This window comes from Streptomyces sp. NPDC111628 (assembly GCF_055635195.1).
Genome location: NZ_JBVKBZ010000001.1, coordinates 1089875 through 1109435 on the forward strand (window position 1 = coordinate 1089875; position 19561 = coordinate 1109435).

Genomic DNA, 19561 nt, shown 5'->3' on the forward strand with positions numbered 1-19561 from the left:
GGAGCGTCAGTTCCTGGATCGGAAAGGGAGCGGTGATGCCGACGGCTTCGAGGGCTTCGGCGGTCTCGGGGAGGATCCCGAGGGATCGGAACGTCGTAGTCAGGGTGCTGCCTCTTCTGTGTACGTGGTGCGAGGCGAGCGCGCGGGTCGTGCCGGACCGTGTCGGGGACGTCGGCTGCCTTACGGATCGAGCCGTAGGACACGGGACCTCTGTCGACGCTCCAGCGCTCGTACCACTGAGGGTCCCCCTCCGGATTCCGTACGCAGTGTGGCGGACGGCAGGGAGGGCTGTCGGGTCGGAGCCGATCGGGCCACCGACCGGGCATCCTCATGCGTGCGGCCCGACGACGATGTCACGTACCCGTACGTCACATACTCGGCAGGCGCATTACCACCATACCCCGGATTCGCGCACATGCGATGGCCGATTTGCTCACGTAGTCGTCGTCACACTGACTGACCAGGGCCTTACCACCGCCGAAGAGCGGGCTATTGTGCGCTGCATGACGAGCTCTGACAAGCCTGGCACCGCCGCAGACGCCCCCGCCGAGACCGCTGGAACCGCCGGTACCGCCGCAGCCACCCCCGTCGCCGCCCGCGACTGGGCGACGGCCGCGGCCGACCCGCAGTACCGCGCCGCGGTCGTGGACCTGCTCGGCGCGCTCGCGTACGGCGAGCTGGCGGCGTTCGAGCGGCTCGCGGAGGACGCCAAGCTGGCGCCCACGCTGGCGGACAAGGCGGAGCTGGCGAAGATGGCGTCGGCGGAGTTCCACCACTTCGAGCGGCTGCGCGACCGGCTGGCCGAGATCGGTGAGGAGCCGACGGGGGCCATGGAGCCGTTCGTGGCCGCCTACGACGGCTTCCACAAGCAGACGGACCCCTCGGACTGGCTGGAGGGTCTCGTCAAGGCCTACGTCGGCGACTCCATCGCCAGCGACTTCTACCGCGAGGTCGCCGCCCGCCTCGACACGGACACCCGCGAACTGGTCCTCGCCGTGCTCGACGACACCGGGCACGCCGGTTTCGCCGTGGAGAAGGTGCGCGCGGCGATCGACGCCGATCCGCGCGTGGGCGGGCGGCTCGCGCTGTGGGCGCGGCGGCTGATGGGGGAGGCGCTCTCGCAGTCCCAGCGGGTGGTGGCCGACCGGGACGCGCTGTCGACCATGCTCGTGGGCGGGGTCGCGGACGGCTTCGACCTCGCCGAGGTCGGCAAGATGTTCTCCCGGATCACCGAGGCGCACACCAAGCGGATGGCGGCGCTGGGGCTGGCGGCCTGACGCCGTCCCGGGCCGGGCGCCGTTGTCCGGTCCTGACGCGTCACCCGGGCCCGACGCGGTACGGCGGCCTGCCGGTCAGGCGGTCGCCGAACTGCGACGGAGTCTGCCCGCGGGGCGCAGCAGCAGCGACAGCGAGGCCGCGGAGACCGCCGCCGAACCCAGCAGCACCGGCACGAGCCCTCCGGCGCCCAGCGCGGTGTGCGTGACGAACGCTCCGAAGAGGGCCGCGGCGATGCCGGTCGGCAGGACGAGGAGCGGGGCGGGCAGGCGGTGGGGCAGACGGTGCGCGGCGGCCCATGCCAGAGCTAGGCCTAGGAGTGCGGCGCTGAGCGCTTCCAAGATCATGTCTGGGTCCCTCCCACATGGCCGGCCTGCCCCAAACGGTCACAGCCGACTTACCCCTGACCTGCGGAATGCAATCCTCCCCCTGTGGGTGAACTGTGCTCCGCCCGTGAACGGGAGTGGGGGCGGCCGGGTCCGAGAACGGGAAGACGGGTGGGGCCCGGCGGTGTGTTACCGCCGGGCCCCGCCCGTTCTACGTCCGTCGTCCCGCGTCCGGCGGCTACAGCGTGCCGAAGCCCACCTTGCGCGGGGCCGACTCGCCGATCTCGACGTAGGCGAGCCGGTCGGCCGGCACCAGGACCTTGCGGCCGTGTTCGTCCACGAGGCTCAGCAGCTGCGACTTGCCGGCCAGTGCCTCGCCCACCACGCGCTCGACCTCGTCGGCGCTCTGACCGCTCTCCAGAACGATCTCGCGGGGCGCGTGCTGCACGCCGATCTTGACCTCCACGGCTATGTCCCTCCGACGGTCAGTAAGTGCGCGATCTTCCGCGCCGTACCAGCACACATTAGCCCGGTGAGGGGACGTACACGCAGCGTCGGAGAACGCCAGGAGCGAACAGCCGGCGGGAACAGAACCGGCGCCGCGGCCCTCAGTGCTGCTCGGTGCCGTGCAGCGGGAAGCCGGCGATGCCCCGCCAGGCCAGCGAGGTCAGCAACTGCACCGCCTGGTCGCGGGGCACGCTGCGGTCACTGTGCAGCCAGGACCGCGCCACCACCTGCGCGAGACCGCCCAGCCCCGAGGCCAGCAGCATCGACTCCGCGCGCGAGAGGCCGGTGTCCTCGGCGATGACGTCGCAGATCGCCTCCGCGCACTCGTTCGTCACCTTGTCCACGCGCTCGCGCACGGCGGGCTCGTTGGTCAGGTCCGACTCGAAGACCAGGCGGAAGGCGCCGCCGTCGTCCTCGACGTAGGCGAAGTACGCGTCCATCGTCGCCCGGACGCGCTGCTTGTTGTCGGAGGTCGACGCGAGCGCGCTGCGCACGGACTGGATCAGCGCCTCGCAGTGCTGGTCCAGCAGGGCGAGGTAGAGGTCGAGCTTGCCGGGGAAGTGCTGGTAGAGCACCGGCTTGCTGACACCGGCGCGCTCGGCGATGTCGTCCATCGCGGCCGCGTGATAGCCCTGGGCCACGAACACTTCCTGTGCGGCGCCCAGCAGCTGGTTGCGTCGGGCTCGGCGGGGAAGGCGTGTGCCCCGCGGGCGTACCGCCTCTGTCTGCTCGATGGCTGTCACGCCGCCTCCCATAGTCGTCCTCGTGCGGTGTGCGCCGCGTCGACATCGTACTTTTCGGTAACCGTGGTGTGTGTGCTGCGAGCGCAGAATTTCACGGACCGGACGGTGACGAAAGCCGCACAACAGGTTTCAAAAGGGGTCAGACCGGGCAAAGATCGGCCTCCCTTCCGGGGATTCAGCGGTAGTCGTCCTCGTCGTGCGAGACGACCCGGGCCTGCTCGGCCAGGTCGGCCTCGTTGGCGCGGTCCGGCTCGACGTCGGTCAGCGGTTCGTCGCGCTCCTGCCCGACGTCCGCCCGCTGCTCGGCGGTGTCGGCGTCGGGCGCCTCGACGTCGCGGTCCTCCGGATCCGGTGCCTGCGCCTCGTCGTCGAAGGTGTCGGGGTCGGTCGGATCGACGGTCATGCTGGGCTCCCTTCCTACGGACGTCCCCGGGGTGCAGGGGTCACACGCGGGTGCCCACTTCACGAGCCTAGGAGACACCCGATCCGGACGCCATGCGTCGCCGGTCCCGGTCTTGCGTGCCCGGTTCCGGTGCCGGGGTCGACGGCATCCGTACCCCGCCGACGCGCCGCCGCAGCACCGCTTGTGACGGCGAACACATGAGCCACTGCGTGATCATCTCGTAATATTGCCGCATGCCTTCGACCGAGCCGCCGTCCGTGCCGCCCGCCAACGTGCTGCCGAAGGTCGCGGCCGTCCGGGTCGCGGACGGGGAGCGGCTCAGGTCGGTCCACTTCCCCGGCATCACCCTGACGGTGCGGTCGAGACGGCCCGCCCGCGAGGGACTGCCGCCCGCCCTCTACGTCCACGGTCTCGGCGGCTCCTCGCTGAACTGGTCGGCGCTCATGCCGCTGCTGGACGACGTGGTCCACAGCGAGGCCCTCGACCTGCCCGGCTTCGGCGACTCCCCGCCGCCGGACGACGGCGGCTACTCGATCACGAGCCACGCGCGCGCGGTCGTCCGCCACCTCGACGCGTCCGGGCGCGGTCCCGTGCACCTGTTCGGGAACTCGCTCGGCGGCGCCGTCGTCACCCGCGTCGCCGCAGTCCGTCCCGACCTCGTGCGGACGCTGACCCTCGTGTCGCCCGCGCTGCCGGAGATCCGCGTGCAGCGCAGCGCCGTACCGACGGGGCTGCTGGCGCTGCCGGGGGTGGTTCCGCTGTTCAACCGGCTCACCCGGGAGTGGACCGCGGAGCAGCGGGTCCGTGGCGTGACGGCGCTCTGCTACGGAGATCCGGGGCGGGTGACGCCGGAAGGCTTGCGCGACGCGGTGGACGAGATGGAGCGGCGGCTGCGGCTGCCGTACTTCTGGGACGCGATGGCGCGTTCCACCCGGGGACTCGTCAACGCGTACACGGTGGGCGGGCAGTACGGACTGTGGCGACAGGCCGAGCGGGTTCTCGCACCCACGCTCCTGGTCTACGGTGGACGGGACCAACTCGTCGGCCACCGCATGGCCCAGCGGGCCGCGCGCGCCTTCCGTGACTCCCGGCTGCTGACCCTGCCGGACGCGGGACACGTGGCGATGATGGAGTATCCGGAGGCCGTGGCCACGGCGTTCCGCGAACTCCTCGCGGACACCGCGGCTCCCTCGGACACGGTGGGCACCGCGGACACGGTGGGCACCGGGAAGCCGGCGGGTGGCGAGAGGACCGACGGGGCCGTCGACGGCGAGCCCGCCAACCAGACATCAGGAGGCTGAGGCGCGACGTGGGACGCCACAGCCGCCGCGGGCCCGCCCCCAAGGCAGACGCCGCGGACACCGCCGCAACACGTGAGAACCGGGCCGGTCGGCCCGACCCGCGCCGGACGAACGGGCCGTCGCAGGAGCCACAAGGGCCGTACCGACCACGGGGGCCGTACCAGTCACAGGGGGCACAAGGGTCCCATCAGCCGCAGTGGCCCCACCAGTCACAGGGGGTCGAGGGGGCGGCGCCACGCGGGGCGGCTCCGGGCGACGTCCCGGGTGCCCGCCAGGGGTACGCGGGCCCCGGTCCCGGCCCTGGGCGAAGCCCGGGCGCACGATTCCCGGACGAGACGCCGGCCCACGGTTTTCCGCGGACGGCGGACGGTACGCCCGCGCAGGGCGTCCCGAGGTTCCCCGACGGCACGCCGGCCCGTGGCGTCCCCAGGTACCCCGACGGCACCCCGGCACACGGCGTGCCGCGGGTCCGGGGCGGTCACCCCGAGCAGCGGGAACCCGGCGGAGGCTGGGGCGAGCCGGCCGGGCGGCCCGGTGCCGGGTACGGACCGGCGGGGGGACCGCGCTCCGGGGCCCCCGCGTCCTCAGCGTCCTTCGCGTCGCCCTCGCCGGCCGCACCGGCCTCGCCCTTCCCGAGGCAGCGGCAGGCGCCGGCGGAGGGGCCGCGGCAGGACTACCTGGACGCCTTCGGCGCGGACGAGGACGTCTTCGCGGTCCGCCCCCGCGGTCGTACCCCCGGTGCGGCCCGGCCCGCCGACCCGTACGCCTCCGTCACCGACTGGAGCGCCGCGGACGGGGGCGCCTCCGGAGGCGGCGGCACCCCCGTCGGTGCCGAGGCGGACGCCGACGACGAGCCGCCCACGGGTGAACCCGCACCGGTCAAGGGGGCCAAGGGCCGGACCTTCACCGGTATCGCGGCGGCCGCCGTCACCACCGTGCTGGCCGTCGTCGTGGCCGGTCAGGTCGCCGACGGGTCGGACGGGGGCGACATGCGCGCGCAGTCCGCCACCGACCAGGCCCGCGGTGCCCACGACCCGGCGTCCCGGGACGACGAACGGCCGACGCCCTCCGCGTCCGCGTCCGCGAAACCGCTGACGTACGAGCAGAAGATGGGCAAGAGGTACCCGCTCGGCGCCACCCTCAAGGCCTCGGGGAAGTTCGACGCGATCCCCGGCATCGCCAAGGGGACCGGGAAGGGGCAGAAGTACACCTACCGCATCGACGTGGAGCAGGGGCTCGGCCTCGACGGCGAACTCTTCGCCGAGGCCGTGCAGAAGACCCTCAACGACGACCGGAGCTGGGCCCACAACGGCGCCCGCACCTTCGAGCGCGTCGAATCGGGCCGGCCGGACTTCGTCATCACGCTGGCCAGCCCCGGCACCACCGCCGAGTGGTGCGCCAAGTCGGGCCTGGACACCACCGAGGACAACGTCTCCTGCGACTCGGCCGCCACCCAGCGCGTGATGATCAACGCCTACCGCTGGGCCCAGGGCGCCGCACCGTACGGCGACGCGATCTACGCCTACCGGCAGATGCTGATCAATCACGAGGTCGGTCACCGCATCGGCTACAACCACGTCACCTGCGACAAGGACGGCGAACTCGCCCCGGTCATGCAGCAGCAGACGAAATTCGTCGACCACGACGGAATCGACTGCCGCCCCAACGCCTGGGCCTACCCGAACGGCTGACGGGCAGTTCGGGCCCGCGCCTCACGTGTGGTGACTGCTTGATCTCTTAGCGCGACCGAACGCGCCTCGCACGGGAAAGTTACGACCGTTCACCCCTTTTGGTGGCGCGATGGACAACCGTCCATCGCGCCACCTCCTTGTCCGCATACGTTCGTCCCGCTGCGAGCCGCCGGGCCAACGGCGGCTCCCCAAACGGGAGATCGGGGGTGCGCGCGTGCGCATCGGACTGCTTACGGAGGGTGGCTATCCGTATGTGAGCGGTGAGGCCGGGCTCTGGTGCGACCGGCTCGTGCGCGGCCTGGAGCACCACGAGTTCGACATCTACGCGCTCAGCCGCAGCGAGCGCGAGGAGGACGAGGGCTGGGTGCCGCTGCCGCCGCAGGTCGGCCGGGTGCGCACCGCCCCGCTGTGGGAAACCGTGGACGACGGAATCGTCCACGGACGGCGCGCGCGCCGGCGCTTCGCCGAGTGCTACGGCGAGTTGGCCACGGCCCTGTGCAGCGCCGCCCCCGGAGATCCGGCCAGGAGCTCGGAGGAGGAGCCGGAAGGGCAGTCGGCCCTTGAGGCGGACCGTTTCGCCAGTGCCCTGTACGGCCTCGCCGAACTCGCCCGCGACGAGGGCGGACTGCCCACCGCGCTCCGCTCGGAGACCGCCGTACGCGCCCTGGAACGCGCCTGTCGCGCGCCCGGCGCCCACCGCTCCGCGCGCGAGGCGCGCGTTCCCGATCTGCTGGCCGTCGCCGCGCGCCTCGAACGCGCCCTGCGCCCCCTGTCCCTGGACTGGTACGAGGACGACGACCTCGGTTCGGTGGATCTGTGCCACGCGACCTCCGGAGGCACGGGCGCCCTGCCGGGCCTGCTCGCCCGGCACTTCTGCGACGTGCCGCTGCTCGTCACCGAGTACGGCGTGCGGCTGCGGACGCACTACCTCACGGAACCCGATTCCTCGCCCGCGATACGGTCGCTGCTCGCCGGCTTCCACGGTCGGCTGGCCGCCGAGACCTACCGGCGCGCGGCCGTGGTCACCCCGGGCAACACCCATGCCCGTCGCTGGCAGGAGCGCTGTGGCGCCGACCGGGCCAAGCTGCGCACGGTCCACCCGGGCATGGACGCGGCCCCCTTCGCGGAGGCGGGGGAGTCCCCGGAGTGCGCCGACCCGCAGACCCTCGTCTGGGTCGGCCGCGTCGAACCGGTCAAGGATCTGGTCTCGCTGCTGCACGCCTTCGCGGAGGTCCGCAGGGCGGAGCCCGGCGCGCGGCTCAGGATCGTCGGTGCCCCCTGCGGTCCCGAGGGCGTCGCCTACCTGGCCCACTGCAAGGGACTGGCGGCGCAGCTCTTCCCGGACGAGGCCGACGGTCCGCACGCCGTCGGCCGCAACCCGGTCTCCTTCGAGGAGACCGGCGGACCCGAACTGCCCTCCCGCGCCGACGCGTACGCCTCGGGGGCCCTGGTGGTGCTCTCCAGCGTCGTCGAAGGGTTCCCGACCGGGCTCGTCGAGGCCATGTTCTGCGGCCGGGCGACGGTGTCCACGGACGTCGGCGCGGTGGTGGAGGCGATCGGCGGCACCGGACTCGTCGTGCCCCCGCGCAATCCGCGGGCGCTCGCCGAGGCGTGCGTCGCGCTGTTGCGCGATCCCGAGCGCCGTGAACGCCTGGGCGCCGCCGCGCGCGCCCGCGCACTGGAGCTGTTCACCGTCGAGCAGAACATCACGGCATTTCACGGCATTTACCTGGAGATCCTCTCGCGTACACCGGTACGCCGCGTCGTACTCGACGACACCGGCGAACCCCTGCCCTTCGGCGTCCCCGCCGAGGCCCACCTCCCCGGTCGCTGGAGCGATGCAACGGCCCGCGTCGCGGCCGGGGGCGGTCCCGGCGCGGTCCGGAACGGGCCCGGCTGGGCGACGGACGGCGGCCGGGCCACGGCACCGGTTTCGGCGGCCGAGGGAGCGTCCCGATGAGCGGCCTCGGCGAACTGGACCGGCCCGGGACCCCGCGCGGCCCGGGCCCTCGCGAAGACGCCGGTGCTGAAGACACCGGCCGGGCGGGCCGCGACGGCAGGCAGTCGCCGCCCGCGTCCGCCGTCCGCCGCTCCGCCGCGGACCCCGTGAAGGGGCTGCTGCACCGGCACCGCGAACTGTGCGAACGCGCCGTGGACCCGCTGGAGATCGCGGCGGGCCTGGAGGCGCACGGCGTCACCGACCGGACCGCCGCACGCTTCCGCCACCGGGACGTCTTCTCCCTCGCGGAAGAGATGTACGCCCGTGTCCCGCGCGACGGCGACACCCCCGCACGCCCCGAGGGCGGGCCGAAGCCCCGGCCGGGCGGGCCCCGCGCCGCCGGGTTCGTCCTCGCCCTGCTGCCCGGCGTGCTGTGCGCCGCCGCCGTGGCCGGACTGCGCCTGACCGACGGCCGGGCGCGCCTGACCGTGGCCGCCGTCGGAGTCCTCGCGGTGACCCTGGCCCTGGGCGCGGCACTGCGCCGCGGGCCGCTGAGGGCGGCGACGCGCACCACCAGCACCTGGACCTGCTGGCTGCTCGGCTACGCCCTCCTCGGCGACGGGCTCCTGCAGACCGCGGTCAGCGGCGGCCCCGACGGTCTCCCGGAGGGCACCGCCGACGGGGCGTGGCCCGTCACCGTCGCCCCCGTCCTGGCGCTCACGCTGTCCTGCGCGCCCGCGGCCGGCTGCGCCCACCTCTTCGCCGCGGGCGCCCGCCGCAAACTGCCGTCCAGCCGGGGTCTCACCGACTTCTCCGCCTCCGTGCGCCCCCTGCTGCTCGGCGCGTTCGGCCTGTACCTGGGAACCCTGGCGGCTCTGCTCACCCTGACCGGCGCCGTGCTCGGCGAACCCGCCGACTGGCTCCAGGGACTCACTCTGGGCGCCCTGTTGCTGCTCGCCCGGCTGCTCGGCGTGCACGGTCACACCCACGCCGGCCCGCTCGTCCTCACCGCCACGGCAGCCGCGCAGGCGGCCGCCCTGGCCACGGTCTTCGCCGGGCGCCTCCCCGGCTGCGGCTTCCTCTCCGCCCCCGTGGAGGCCCTGGTCGCCGCCTGCGGCCCGGCCGGTGTCCCGACGGCCGCCTGCGGCGTCGGTGCCCTCACCCTCCTCGTCCACGCGTGCCGTCGCCTGACCAGGGCCTCGGCCCACGCCTCGACGGAGGGAACGCGGTGAGCGCGCGCACGGACAGCCCCTCAACCGTCCGCAACACCCCCGCATCACCCCTTGAAGGAGCCCCCAGATGACCACCTCCCGACCCGACGCCTCGGCACCGGGAGCCGCCCGATGAGAGTCCTGCTGATCGGAGCCAACGGCTACATCGGCCGCTTCGTCGCCGACCGTCTGCTCGCCGACCCCGCCGTCCAGCTCACCGCCCTCGGCCGCGGTGACGACGCCGACGTCCGCTTCGACCTCGCCACCGGAAGCCCGGGCGCCCTCACCCGCTTCCTGGACGCGGTCCATCCCGGAGTGGTCGTCAACTGCGCGGGCGCCACCCGGGGCGGCGCCCGCGAACTCACCCGGCACAACACCGTCGCCGTCGCGACCGTCTGCGAGGCCCTGCGCCGCAGCGGCTGCGGTGCCCGCCTGGTGCAGGTCGGCTGCAGCGCGGAGTACGGACCCAGCCAGCCCGGTTCCTCGACCGCGGAGGACGCCGTGCCCCGCCCCGGCGGTCCCTACGGCGTCAGCAAACTCGCCGCGACCGAACTCGTCCTCGGCTCCGGTCTGGACGCCGTCGTCCTGCGGGTCTTCTCGCCCGCGGGGCCCGGTACGCCCGCCGGCTCCCCGCTGGGCCGGCTCGCCGAGGCCATGCGCCGCGCGATGCAGTCCGGCGACGGTGAACTCCGGCTCGGCGGCCTCGGCGCCCAGCGGGATTTCGTCGACGTCCGCGACGTCGCACGAGCGGTGCACGCCGCCTCGCTCTCCGCCGCGCAGGGCGTCATCAACATCGGCTCCGGCCGCGCCGTCCGGCTGCGCGACGCCGCCGCCACCCTCGCCCGGGTCGCCGGCTACGGCGGGGCCCTGCACGAACTCGACGGACCCCCCGGCGCCCTGCGGCCCACGATCGGCCACCCCCGTACCGAGTCCCTCGGCCACCGTGTCGACGCCCTCGGTCACCACCGGAGCGACGTCCTCGGCCATCACCGCCCGGACCCCCTCCAAAGCCGCGGCGAGCGCACCGACCCCGAGCACACGGCCCCGGCCCCGCACCCGTACCCCGACGGCTGCGGCAGCTGGCAGCAGGCCGATGTGCGCACCGCACGCGACCGGCTCGGCTGGCGGCCCCGGATCGCCCTCGAAGAGTCCCTGGCCGACATCTGGATGGAGGCGGCATGTCGTATCTGACCAGCACCAGAACAGGCGTCGCGAGCACCGGCGTCCGCACCGGCCTCGGTGTCCCAGGGCTGGCCCACCCCCTCGTCGCCCCCGACGAGTGGGCCGGCCTCACCCGCCCCGGCACCCCGTTGCACTGGGTCGTCCTCAACATCGCCGACGGACCCGGCGCGCACCCCGACCCGCGATGCCTGGAGGCCGCCGGCCGCCTGCGCAACGCGGGCATCCACGTCCTCGGCCATCTCGACGCCGCGTACGGAGCCCGCAGCCTCGGAGAGCAGATCTCCGACGGCCACCGATACCTCGACTGGTACCAGGTCGACGGGTTCCTCCTCGCCCGCTGCCCCTCCGACCGGGCCGCCCTCCCCGAGGTCCGCCGCACGGTCACCACGCTGCGGGCGATCCGCGACGATGCCCACATCGTCCTCGGCCACGGCACCCACCCGTACCCGGGCTACGCCGAGAACGCCGACCAGCTCGTCACCTTCTCGGGCACCTGGGCCGACTACCGCTGGTCCCAGGCGGCCGAGTGGAGCGCCGACTATCCGCCCGAGCGCTTCTGCCACTTCGTACACGGCCTGCCGCGCGGGCACCTGGAGGAAGCGCTGCGCATCGCCCGCTGGCAGGGGGCCGCGACGATCTGCTTCACCGACCGCACGGATCGCGGCGGCCGGGCCGACCCCTGGGAGACGATGCCCGGCTACTGGGACGAAATCGTCTCGCGGGTCGGGACGGGTGTCTCGGAATGAAAAAGGCCATGGCAGTGTTACTTGGAGAACAACCGTAATTACTGACCGACCAACGGAGTCCCCGTGTCGCTGCCACCCCTGGTCGAGCCGGCCGCCGAGCTCACCGTAGACGAGGTCCGCAGGTACTCCCGCCACCTGATCATCCCCGATGTGGGGATGGACGGGCAGAAGCGGCTGAAGAACGCCAAGGTGCTCGCCGTGGGCGCGGGCGGCCTCGGTTCGCCGACCCTGATGTACCTGGCGGCAGCCGGTGTCGGCACGCTCGGCATCATCGAGTTCGACGAGGTCGACGAGTCGAACCTGCAGCGGCAGGTCATCCACAGCCAGGCCGACATCGGCCGGCCCAAGGCCGAGTCCGCCCGTGACACCATCAAGGGCATCAACCCGCTGGTGGACGTGGTCCTTCACCAGGAGCGGCTCGAGGCCGACAACGTGATGGACATCTTCAGCCAGTACGACCTGATCGTCGACGGCACGGACAACTTCGCGACCCGCTACCTGGTCAACGACGCCTGCGTGCTGCTGAACAAGCCCTACGTCTGGGGTTCGATCTACCGCTTCGACGGCCAGGCCTCCGTCTTCTGGTCCGAGCACGGACCCTGCTACCGCTGCCTCTACCCGGAGCCCCCGCCCCCCGGCATGGTCCCCTCCTGCGCCGAGGGCGGCGTCCTGGGCGTGCTGTGCGCGTCCATCGGCTCCATCCAGACCAACGAGGCCATCAAGCTCCTCCAGGGCATCGGCGAGCCGCTGGTCGGCCGCCTGATGATCTACGACGCCCTGGAGATGACCTACCGTCAGGTCAAGGTCCGCAAGGACCCCGACTGCGCGGTCTGCGGCGAGAACCCGACCGTCACCGAGCTCATCGACTACGAGGCCTTCTGCGGCGTCGTGTCCGAGGAGGCCCAGGCGGCCGCCGCCGACTCCACGATCACTCCCAAGCAGCTCAAGGAGTGGATCGACGACGGCGAGAACATCGAGCTCATCGACGTCCGCGAGCCGAACGAGTTCGAGATCGTCTCCATCCCGGGCGCCCGGCTGATCCCGAAGAACGAGTTCCTCATGGGCTCGGCCCTCGAGAACCTCCCGCAGGACAAGAAGATCGTCTTGAACTGCAAGACGGGTGTCCGCAGTGCGGAAGTCCTCGCGGTCCTCAAGTCCGCCGGCTTCTCGGACGCCGTCCACGTCGGCGGCGGCGTGATCGGCTGGGTCAACCAGATCGAGCCGGAGAAGCCCGTCTACTGACCGGCTCCCGGACCCGCTTCCCGGACGGCGGGGGTTTCGCGCACCGCAGGTGCCCGAAGCCCCCGCCGCCGTCATGAGCAGACCTTGCCGTCCTTCGGCACCGTCTCCTTCAACAGGTAGGCGTCCACCGCGGAGTCGACACAGTCGCTCCCGCTCCCGTAGGCACCGTGCCCCTCGCCCTTCCAGGTCAGCACCACGCCGACGTCCTTGCCCAGCTCGTCCGCCATCCTGCGGGCGCCCTCGTAGGGCGTGGCCGGGTCGCCGGTGTTGCCGACCACCAGGATCGGGGCCGCGCCGGGCGCGCTCACCTCCGGGGTCTCGTGCTGACCGGCCACCGGCCAGTCGTGGCACCACCCGGCCGTGTCCCAGCCGAGGAAGGCGCCGAAGACGGGAGAGACCTTCTCGAACCTCGGCAGCAGCTTCTTCGTCTCCTCCGCGGTCGGCCGCTGCTTGTCGTCCAGGCACGATATGACCCTTTGCGAGTGGGTCGTCGTGCCGTAGCGCCCCGAAGGATCACGCTCGTTGTAGCCGTCGGCGAGGGCCAGCAACTCCGAGCCGTCGCCCTCCTCGGCCGCCTTCAGCGCACTGGTCAGGGCCGGCCAGCCGCTCTCGCTGTACAGCGGCAGCACGATGCCGGTGAGCGCGAGGGTCTGCGTCAGCTCCCGCCCCGGCGAGGACGTGGGCAGCGGCTCGGCGTCCAGCCGCTCCAGCAGGTCGGCGATCTTTTGCGACCCCTGCTCCGGTTCCTGCCCGGTCGACTTCAGGTAGTCGTCCAGCGCGCGCTGGAAACCCCTGGCCTGGTTCTCGGCGTGGCCCATCGTGTCGGCGCCCGGGTCCACCACGGCGTCGAGGATGACGCGTCCCACGTGCTTGGGGAACAGGTGGGCGTAGACGCCGCCGAGTTCGGTGCCGTAGGAGATGCCGAAGTAGTGCATCCTCTCGTCGCCCAGGACGTGCCGCATCAGGTCCATGTCGCGGGCGGTGTCCGTGGTCGAGACGTGTTCCATGAGCTTGCCGGCGGTCTTCTCGCAGCCCTTGCCGAAGTCGGCGGCGTCCTTCAGATAGGCCTGCTCCTCGGCCGGGGTGTCCGGTGTGGAGTCCACCGACTCTGCGGCCTCGATCGCCTCGTCGGTGCGGCAGCGGACGCCCTCGCTGGCCGCCACCCCGCGCGGGTCCCAGCTCACCAGGTCGTACCGCTCGTGCAGGGAGGAGACGGTGTCGGCGTAGGACGGCATCATGGAGACGCCGGAGCCGCCCGGCCCGCCGAAGTTGAACAGCAGGGAGCCGATGCGGTCGTCCCCGCTCGCCCGGGACCGGATCAGCGCGAGATCGATCGTGTCGCCGTCCGGGTCGGACCAGTCCAGGGGGGCCTTGAGCGTGGCGCACCGCCAGTCGCCGTCCGGTGCCGGGGCATCGTCGGTGCCCTCGCAACGGGCCCAGTCCAGCGTCTGGGACGCCAGTGCCTCCGGCACTCCGGACGGGGCCGCCGCCGAAGGTCCCGCGCTGCTCCTGCCCCCGTCGTCCTTGTCCTCGTCGGACGAGCCGCTGCTGCAGCCCGCCGTCAGCAGTGCGGCGGCGGCCGTCAGAGCCGTCCACCGGACGAGACGCGCCATGTCCTCTCCCCCCTGGCAAGCCGTCCGCGCCGTGCGGCGGATGGCGTTCCTGCCATGGTAGGTGGCGCGGGCAGCGCCCGCCGATGGCTGTGGATAACGCTCTGACCTGCCGCTTCGGTCAATCTGTCGCGGCGTCCGCGGTCAGGAGCACACGGTGTTGGCCGCCGGTACCTTTCCGTCGAGCAGGTAGCCGTGCACCGCGTCCTGCACGCACTTGTTCTTGCTGTCGTAGGCACCGTGCCCCTGGCCCTTGTAGGTCAGTTCGACGCCGACGCCCTTGCCGAGCGCGTCCGCCATCCTCCCGGCGCCCTCGTAGGGCGTCGCGGGGTCGCCGGTGTTGCCGATCACCAGGATCGGAGCCGCGCCCGGCGCGTGGACGTCCGGATGGCCGGCGGCTCCGGCGACCGGCCAGTCGGTGCAGCTGAGCATGGACCAGGCGAGGTAGTCGCCGAACAGCGGGGAGGCGTCCCGGAACTCGGGGAGCTTGTCCTCCACGTACGCAGGGTCGTACCGCGGTTTGTCGTCGGCGCAGTTGATGGCGACGTTGGCGGCGGTGATGTTGCTGTACTCGCCGTCCTCGTTGCGCCCGTTCAGCGCGTCCGACAGCGCCATGAGGACCCGCCCATCCCCGTCGTACGCCTGCTCCAGGCCCTCGGTGAGGTACTCCCAGAAGTCCTTCGAGTACAGCGCCTGCGCGATGCCGCCGGTCGCGGCGGTCTCGGTGAGTTCGCGGGGGAAGACCCCCGGGATCGGCTTGCGGTCGAGGTCCTTCAACAGGCGGGCGATGCGCGCCTCGACGTCCTCGGCCGTGTCACCGATGGGGCAGTCCTCGACCTTGGACACACAGTCCTCGGCGAAGTTGTCGAGCGCCAGCTGGAAACCCTTGGCCTGGCCCAGCGAGCCCTGTTCCGCGGTCTGCGTCGGGTCGACGACCGCGTCGAAGACGGCGCGGCCCACGCGCCGGGGGAAGAGGTGGGCGTAGACACCGCCCAGTTCGGTTCCGTAGGAGATGCCGAAGTAGTGCAGCTTCTGGTCGCCGAGTACCTGACGCATCAGGTCCATGTCGCGGGCGGCGTCGGTCGTGCGGACGTGCGGAAGGATCTTCTTCGAGTGCTTCTCGCAGGCCGCGTTGAACTCCTCCGTGTTGTCCACGAACTCGGTGCGCTCGGCCCGGTCGTCGGGCGTGGCGTCCTGCTGGAAATAGGTGTCGAGCTGTTTGTCGTCCAGGCACTCGACGGGGTCGCTGCGGCCGACGCCGCGCGGATCGAAGCTGACCAGGTCGTAGCGGGTGCGCAGTTTCGCGTAGTCCTGGCCGAACGCCGGCAGGGTGGTGACGCCCGATCCGCCCGGACCGCCGAAGTTGAAGACGAGCGATCCGATCCGCCGGTCCGCCGCGCCGTCGGCCTCGGCCCGGATCAGTGCGAGGCCGATCGTGTCGCCCTCGGGGTCGTCCCAGTCGAGCGGCGCCTTCATGGTGGCGCACTGCCACTCGTCGCCGTCCGGCAGCGGGGAGGGGGCGGCGCCGCCGCCCTCGGCCTCGGACGGTGCCGGACAGTCCTTCCAGTGCAGCTTCTGGCCCGTCAGGTCCTCGTCGTCCTCCTGCGACCCGCCCCCGCAGCCCGCCAGCAGGACGGACAGCGCGGCGGCGGTGGCGGTCAGGGCGGCGGCGCGCAGCCGGGAGGGATTCGGCATGCGTCCATCGTGCGGTCGCGCGCGAGCACCCGCGCGGGGCCAGGGCCGTACGAGGTACGGAGCGCCCCTCTCGTATCCCGCTACAGCGCCTCTTTGCGCGTGAGGTGGTTGAACATCAGCCAGCCCGGCAGTACCGGCAGCCACAGGGTGAGCAGCCGGTAGAGCAGCACCGCGGGCGCGGCGACCTCCTTGGGGAGGCCGACGGCGATCAGACCCACCGTCAGCGTCGCCTCCACCGCGCCCACACCGCCGGGCGTCGGCGCGGCGGACCCGAGCGCGTTGCCCGCGAGGAAGACGACCGCGACACTCGCCAGGCTGATCGACGAGGACTCGTCGCCGAAGGCGCGGATCGAGGCGTCCAGGCACATCACGAAACAGGCGGTGAGCAGCAGCATGCCGCCGATACCGGTGATCAGTTTCTGCGGCCTTTGCAGCACGTCCAGCATGCGCGGCACGACCCCGGCGAAAAGCGACCGCACGCGCGTGACGACGAATTTGCGCAGGAACGGCACCGACGTCACCACGAGCACCAGCACCGCCACGGTCAGCAGACCCGCGATGACGGTCCTGGACGGCGACAGCGACGGTGTCTTCTCGGTGCCGGTCAGATAGCCGAAGGACAGCAGCATCAGGATGTGGCAGCCGAGCCCGAACAGCTGGGACGCGCCGACACTCGCCACCGCGAGCCCGGGGCGCACGCCAGCCCGTTGCAGAAAGCGGGTGTTCAGGGCGACGCCGCCGACCGCGGCGGGGGCGACGATCTTCACGAACGACCCGGCGACCTGCGCGGCCACGGTCCGCAGGAACGGCACTCGTTCGGGCACGAAACCCAGCAGGGCCATCGCCGCCGCGACATAGCTCGCCGCCGAGAACAGCACGGCCGCGGCCACCCAGCCCCACTGGGCGTTCGAGATCAGCGGGCCGAACTCGATGTGGGTGAGCTGGGTGAGCAGGAAGTAGGCGCCGATCGCGCCGGCGATGAAGCTGATCAGCGTGCGCGGCCGCACCCGCTCCAGCCGGGCCGGCTCGACGGGGGCCTGCGGCCTGATGCGCAGCACCGCGTGGCGGATCTGGGTGAGCAGGTCCTCCTCGCGGGCCTCCTCGATGGCCTCGTCCACGGCGCGCTTCTCGGCCCGCTGCTCGGCACGTACGGCCTTCTTGTCCGCTCTGTCCGTCTGGGTGGATTTGTCGGTCTGCTCCGCCGGGTGGCTCGTGGCCTCGTGACCGGCTGCCTCCGCGCGGGCCAGCTTGGCCTGCCGGGACGACTCCAGCACCGCCTCGCGCTCGCGCTGGGCCCGTTCCCGCGCCAGCCTGCGCAGGGTCGCGCGGGTGGAACGGCTGAGCGCGATGGGCTGGAGCATGGGCAGGCAGTCCGCCACCGTGTCGGGGCCGAGGACCCCCACCGCCGACGCGACCGCGCGTTCGGCACCGACCCGCAGCCCGAGCGTCACCAGGAGCTGGGAGATGTCCATGCGCAGCAGCAGGTCGCCGGCGGCGATCTCGCCGATGCGCAGGTCGGTGAGGATCACCGTGCCGGAACGATCCACCAGGATCGCGTCACCCACCAGCCTGCGGTGCGCGATGCGCCGGGACTGCAGGGCCCGTACCTGCTCCCAGGTCCCGCGCAGCAGGTCGTCGGTGATCTCCTCGTCCGCCAGCGAGTCCAGGGAGCGCCCGCCGGTGTGCTCGTAGACGAGCATCACGGCGTCGGGACCCAGCTCCGACGTCGCGATCAGCTTGGGCGCGTTGGCGCCGGCCGCGATGGCCGCGTAGGCGAGCAGCGCCTCCTGCTCCAGCGCCTGCCGGAGCGAAGGGAGGCTGCTGCGGGTGGCGAAGCCGCGCAGCGTCAGATTGCGCCACGCTCGGTAGAAGAAGCCCTGCGCCTGCTGCTCGCGGTCCACCACCGTCACGTCGAGCGGCCGGCCGTCCTCCAGCGTGACGAAATAGCGGCGTCCGCGGTCACCGGTCTCGACGTTGTCGGACGCCGCTTCCTGCCGGGCGGCGGTCACCGGCCGGAAGCCGACGTGCCGCAGGCCCGCCATCAGCGTCCGACCGGTGGGTCGCACGTTGGGGGAGCCGACGGCGTAAAGGGTGCCGTAGGCGACGGTCCAGCCGATGAGGACGGTCAGGATGATCGAGAACGGCGTCGTGTAGCCCGTGACGAGCATCGAGAAGGCGTCGAGGAGCAGCACGATCCACAGCACCGCCCGCCAGCGGGGTCTGCGGGACATGCCGACGGCCGTCATGTACGCGATGACCGGAGCGAGGTAGCCGTGCACGGGGTCGGTCAGCGCGTGGATGTCACCCGGGGACGGCTGGGTGAGCGCCTCCTGGATGGAGCCGGGAGCGGCCTTGGCGACCCACAGGTCGGTGGCGAGGGTCACTCCGTGCGCGAGGACCGCCGCCAGCACGCCGTCGGCGATCCGCAGGCCGTCCCGTTTGATCAGCCGCTCGATCGCGAACGCGACGGGCACCAGGAGGATCGCGATGCTGGAGGCCAGCCCGGCGATCTTGATGAGCAGGTCGGGGGCCTGCCCGGTGCCCTTGTTGATGTCCTGTTCGAGACCGGACGTGGTGCCGTGCGCGAAGGCGGCGATGGCGAGGAGTACGGCGACGGCGAGTACGCCCACCAGGAGGCGCACCAGGTCGGAAGGGCGGTGCACGCGCGCGGGGAGCAGTGGTTCGTCGCCCTCGACCTCGTCGATGTGCGCCACGTCGTCGGGATCGGCGGCCGTCGCCGACGGGCCTTCGGTCACGCGCTCGCCGGCCTCTCCGTCGCCCCCGTGCGCGGTGTCCGGGCGCGACGAAGCGTCAGAGGTGCCCTCGGCGTCCTCGGGGTGCACACCCTGCTGCTTCATCGCCTCTTCTTGCTCTCGTATCACTGGTCACCGCCCGCACGATGGTGGCATGCCGCGTCGGCCTCGGCAGGCATCAGGGTGCCCGTGCGGGCCGCACAGTCTGCCCGAAGCGCCGCTCGTGGGCGAGGGACGCGGGCCCTCGGGAGTGCGTCGCGTTGTCGGCCGGGTGCGGCAGGATGGGTCGGATGAGCGAGCAGAGCCTCCCGGACGGCGTCCGTCCGGAGAACGTGGACGCGCTGCCCGAGTACGCCGAGCGGGTCCTCGACATGACCGAACTGATCCCGCCGGGCCGCGTCATGACCTACGGAGACGTGGCCGAGTACCTGGAGGAGGGGGGACCCCGTCAGGTCGGCCGGGTGATGTCCCTCTACGGGGGAGGCGTCCCCTGGTGGCGGATCGTCCGCGCGGACGGGGTCCTGCTCGCGGGGCACGAGCTGGAGGCGCTCGACCGCTACCGGGAGGAGGGCACGCCCCTGAAGGAGGCGAGCAGGGCCGCAGAGGGCCACCTGCCGCGCCTCGACCTGAAGCGGGCGCGGTGGGACGGCGACGGACGCCCACAGGGGCACGGCGGACGCGCACAGGGTCACACCTGACAGCTTCCGCCATGGGACCGGCCGATGTGCGACGTGTGATCCGTATGAGGTAAACCACGCACTTCGGGCATGTCCGTGGCATGACGTACGTTCGTGGGGCAGGGGGTGCTCGTGCCACGAGTGACCCGAGGGAAGAAGAGGAAGCACCGCTTCCGCCTCGTCCCCCGGCGTAGCGTCGGCCGCACGCGTGCCCCTCATCCCGTGGCCACCGCCCCGCCCACGGCGCGGACGGCCCACCA

The 19561-nt window shown here is 72.4% G+C and carries 16 protein-coding genes; 9 read left to right on the plus strand and 7 right to left on the minus strand.

All coding sequences use genetic code 11. From position 1 onward, the window contains the following. Positions 1-503 precede the first annotated feature (503 nt). A complete protein-coding gene (locus tag ACZ7MF_RS05395; protein WP_356856559.1) occupies positions 504-1277 on the plus strand; it encodes a ferritin-like domain-containing protein in 774 nt (257 codons plus the stop codon). 75 nt (positions 1278-1352) lie between these two features. Here ACZ7MF_RS05395 and ACZ7MF_RS05400 read toward each other — a convergent pair whose 3' ends face one another. The 4 genes from ACZ7MF_RS05400 to ACZ7MF_RS05415 form a co-directional block, all read right to left on the minus strand. Beyond that, entirely contained in the window at positions 1353-1622 is a 270-nt protein-coding gene (locus ACZ7MF_RS05400) for a hypothetical protein (protein WP_471474640.1), read from the minus strand. Positions 1623-1839: 217 nt separating this feature from the next. Beyond that, positions 1840-2067, minus strand: coding sequence for a DUF3107 domain-containing protein (locus tag ACZ7MF_RS05405; protein ID WP_016327219.1), 228 nt, complete (start codon positions 2065-2067; stop codon positions 1840-1842). Positions 2068-2209: 142 nt separating this feature from the next. Next, on the minus strand, positions 2210-2851 hold the full coding sequence (locus ACZ7MF_RS05410) for a TetR/AcrR family transcriptional regulator (protein ID WP_030400709.1): 642 nt from the start codon (positions 2849-2851) through the stop codon (positions 2210-2212). Positions 2852-3026: 175 nt separating this feature from the next. Next, positions 3027-3254, minus strand: coding sequence for a hypothetical protein (locus ACZ7MF_RS05415; protein ID WP_471474642.1), 228 nt, complete (start codon positions 3252-3254; stop codon positions 3027-3029). Positions 3255-3487: 233 nt separating this feature from the next. Between ACZ7MF_RS05415 and ACZ7MF_RS05420 the strand changes: the two genes are divergently transcribed. From ACZ7MF_RS05420 to moeZ, 7 genes are all read left to right on the plus strand, one after another. Next, a complete protein-coding gene (locus tag ACZ7MF_RS05420; protein WP_471474643.1) occupies positions 3488-4555 on the plus strand; it encodes an alpha/beta fold hydrolase in 1068 nt (355 codons plus the stop codon). Positions 4556-4563: 8 nt separating this feature from the next. Continuing rightward, a complete protein-coding gene (locus tag ACZ7MF_RS05425; RefSeq protein ID WP_471474645.1) occupies positions 4564-6246 on the plus strand; it encodes a DUF3152 domain-containing protein in 1683 nt (560 codons plus the stop codon). Between the two features lie 214 nt (positions 6247-6460). Continuing rightward, complete coding sequence (locus tag ACZ7MF_RS05430; RefSeq protein WP_471474646.1) at positions 6461-8206, plus strand: glycosyltransferase; 1746 nt, start codon at positions 6461-6463, stop codon at positions 8204-8206. Next, a complete protein-coding gene (locus tag ACZ7MF_RS05435) occupies positions 8203-9417 on the plus strand; it encodes a hypothetical protein (protein WP_471474648.1) in 1215 nt (404 codons plus the stop codon). The genes ACZ7MF_RS05430 and ACZ7MF_RS05435 overlap by 4 nt, the downstream gene beginning before the upstream one ends. A 111-nt stretch (positions 9418-9528) precedes the next feature. Next, positions 9529-10587, plus strand: coding sequence for an NAD-dependent epimerase/dehydratase family protein (locus ACZ7MF_RS05440; RefSeq protein ID WP_471474649.1), 1059 nt, complete (start codon positions 9529-9531; stop codon positions 10585-10587). After that, positions 10575-11324, plus strand: a complete 750-nt coding sequence (locus ACZ7MF_RS05445) for a spherulation-specific family 4 protein (protein ID WP_471474651.1) — start codon at positions 10575-10577, stop codon at positions 11322-11324. The genes ACZ7MF_RS05440 and ACZ7MF_RS05445 overlap by 13 nt, the downstream gene beginning before the upstream one ends. Before the next feature lie 63 nt (positions 11325-11387). Further along, positions 11388-12566, plus strand: a complete 1179-nt coding sequence (moeZ, locus tag ACZ7MF_RS05450; protein WP_356856577.1) for an adenylyltransferase/sulfurtransferase MoeZ — start codon at positions 11388-11390, stop codon at positions 12564-12566. A 71-nt stretch (positions 12567-12637) separates the two neighbouring features. Here the strand turns inward: moeZ and ACZ7MF_RS05455 are convergent, their stop codons facing one another. The 3 genes from ACZ7MF_RS05455 to ACZ7MF_RS05465 form a co-directional block, all read right to left on the minus strand. Further along, positions 12638-14179 carry an alpha/beta hydrolase gene (locus ACZ7MF_RS05455; RefSeq protein ID WP_471474652.1) on the minus strand — a complete coding sequence of 514 codons (1542 nt, stop codon included), beginning with the start codon at positions 14177-14179 and terminating at the stop codon, positions 12638-12640. A gap of 141 nt (positions 14180-14320) precedes the next feature. Further along, positions 14321-15871: an alpha/beta fold hydrolase gene (locus ACZ7MF_RS05460; protein ID WP_471474654.1), complete on the minus strand. Its 1551-nt coding sequence runs from the start codon at positions 15869-15871 to the stop codon at positions 14321-14323. Between the two features lie 80 nt (positions 15872-15951). Continuing rightward, complete coding sequence (locus ACZ7MF_RS05465; RefSeq protein ID WP_471474655.1) at positions 15952-18729, minus strand: lysylphosphatidylglycerol synthase domain-containing protein; 2778 nt, start codon at positions 18727-18729, stop codon at positions 15952-15954. A 185-nt stretch (positions 18730-18914) separates the two neighbouring features. Between ACZ7MF_RS05465 and ACZ7MF_RS05470 the strand changes: the two genes are divergently transcribed. Continuing rightward, positions 18915-19322 carry an MGMT family protein gene (locus tag ACZ7MF_RS05470; protein ID WP_356856585.1) on the plus strand — a complete coding sequence of 136 codons (408 nt, stop codon included), beginning with the start codon at positions 18915-18917 and terminating at the stop codon, positions 19320-19322. The last annotated feature ends 239 nt before the right edge of the window (positions 19323-19561 follow it).

Coding starts and splice junctions, on each gene's coding strand:
- ACZ7MF_RS05395 (WP_356856559.1), top strand. CDS start 504: ATGACGAGCTCTGACAAGCCTGGCACCGCCGCAGACGCCCCCGCCGAG.
- ACZ7MF_RS05470 (WP_356856585.1), top strand. CDS start 18,915: ATGAGCGAGCAGAGCCTCCCGGACGGCGTCCGTCCGGAGAACGTGGAC.
- ACZ7MF_RS05460 (WP_471474654.1), bottom strand. CDS start 15,871: ATGCCGAATCCCTCCCGGCTGCGCGCCGCCGCCCTGACCGCCACCGCC.
- ACZ7MF_RS05400 (WP_471474640.1), bottom strand. CDS start 1,622: ATGATCTTGGAAGCGCTCAGCGCCGCACTCCTAGGCCTAGCTCTGGCA.
- ACZ7MF_RS05415 (WP_471474642.1), bottom strand. CDS start 3,254: ATGACCGTCGATCCGACCGACCCCGACACCTTCGACGACGAGGCGCAG.
- ACZ7MF_RS05420 (WP_471474643.1), top strand. CDS start 3,488: ATGCCTTCGACCGAGCCGCCGTCCGTGCCGCCCGCCAACGTGCTGCCG.
- ACZ7MF_RS05465 (WP_471474655.1), bottom strand. CDS start 18,729: ATGAAGCAGCAGGGTGTGCACCCCGAGGACGCCGAGGGCACCTCTGAC.
- ACZ7MF_RS05440 (WP_471474649.1), top strand. CDS start 9,529: ATGAGAGTCCTGCTGATCGGAGCCAACGGCTACATCGGCCGCTTCGTC.
- ACZ7MF_RS05435 (WP_471474648.1), top strand. CDS start 8,203: ATGAGCGGCCTCGGCGAACTGGACCGGCCCGGGACCCCGCGCGGCCCG.
- ACZ7MF_RS05445 (WP_471474651.1), top strand. CDS start 10,575: ATGTCGTATCTGACCAGCACCAGAACAGGCGTCGCGAGCACCGGCGTC.
- ACZ7MF_RS05455 (WP_471474652.1), bottom strand. CDS start 14,179: ATGGCGCGTCTCGTCCGGTGGACGGCTCTGACGGCCGCCGCCGCACTG.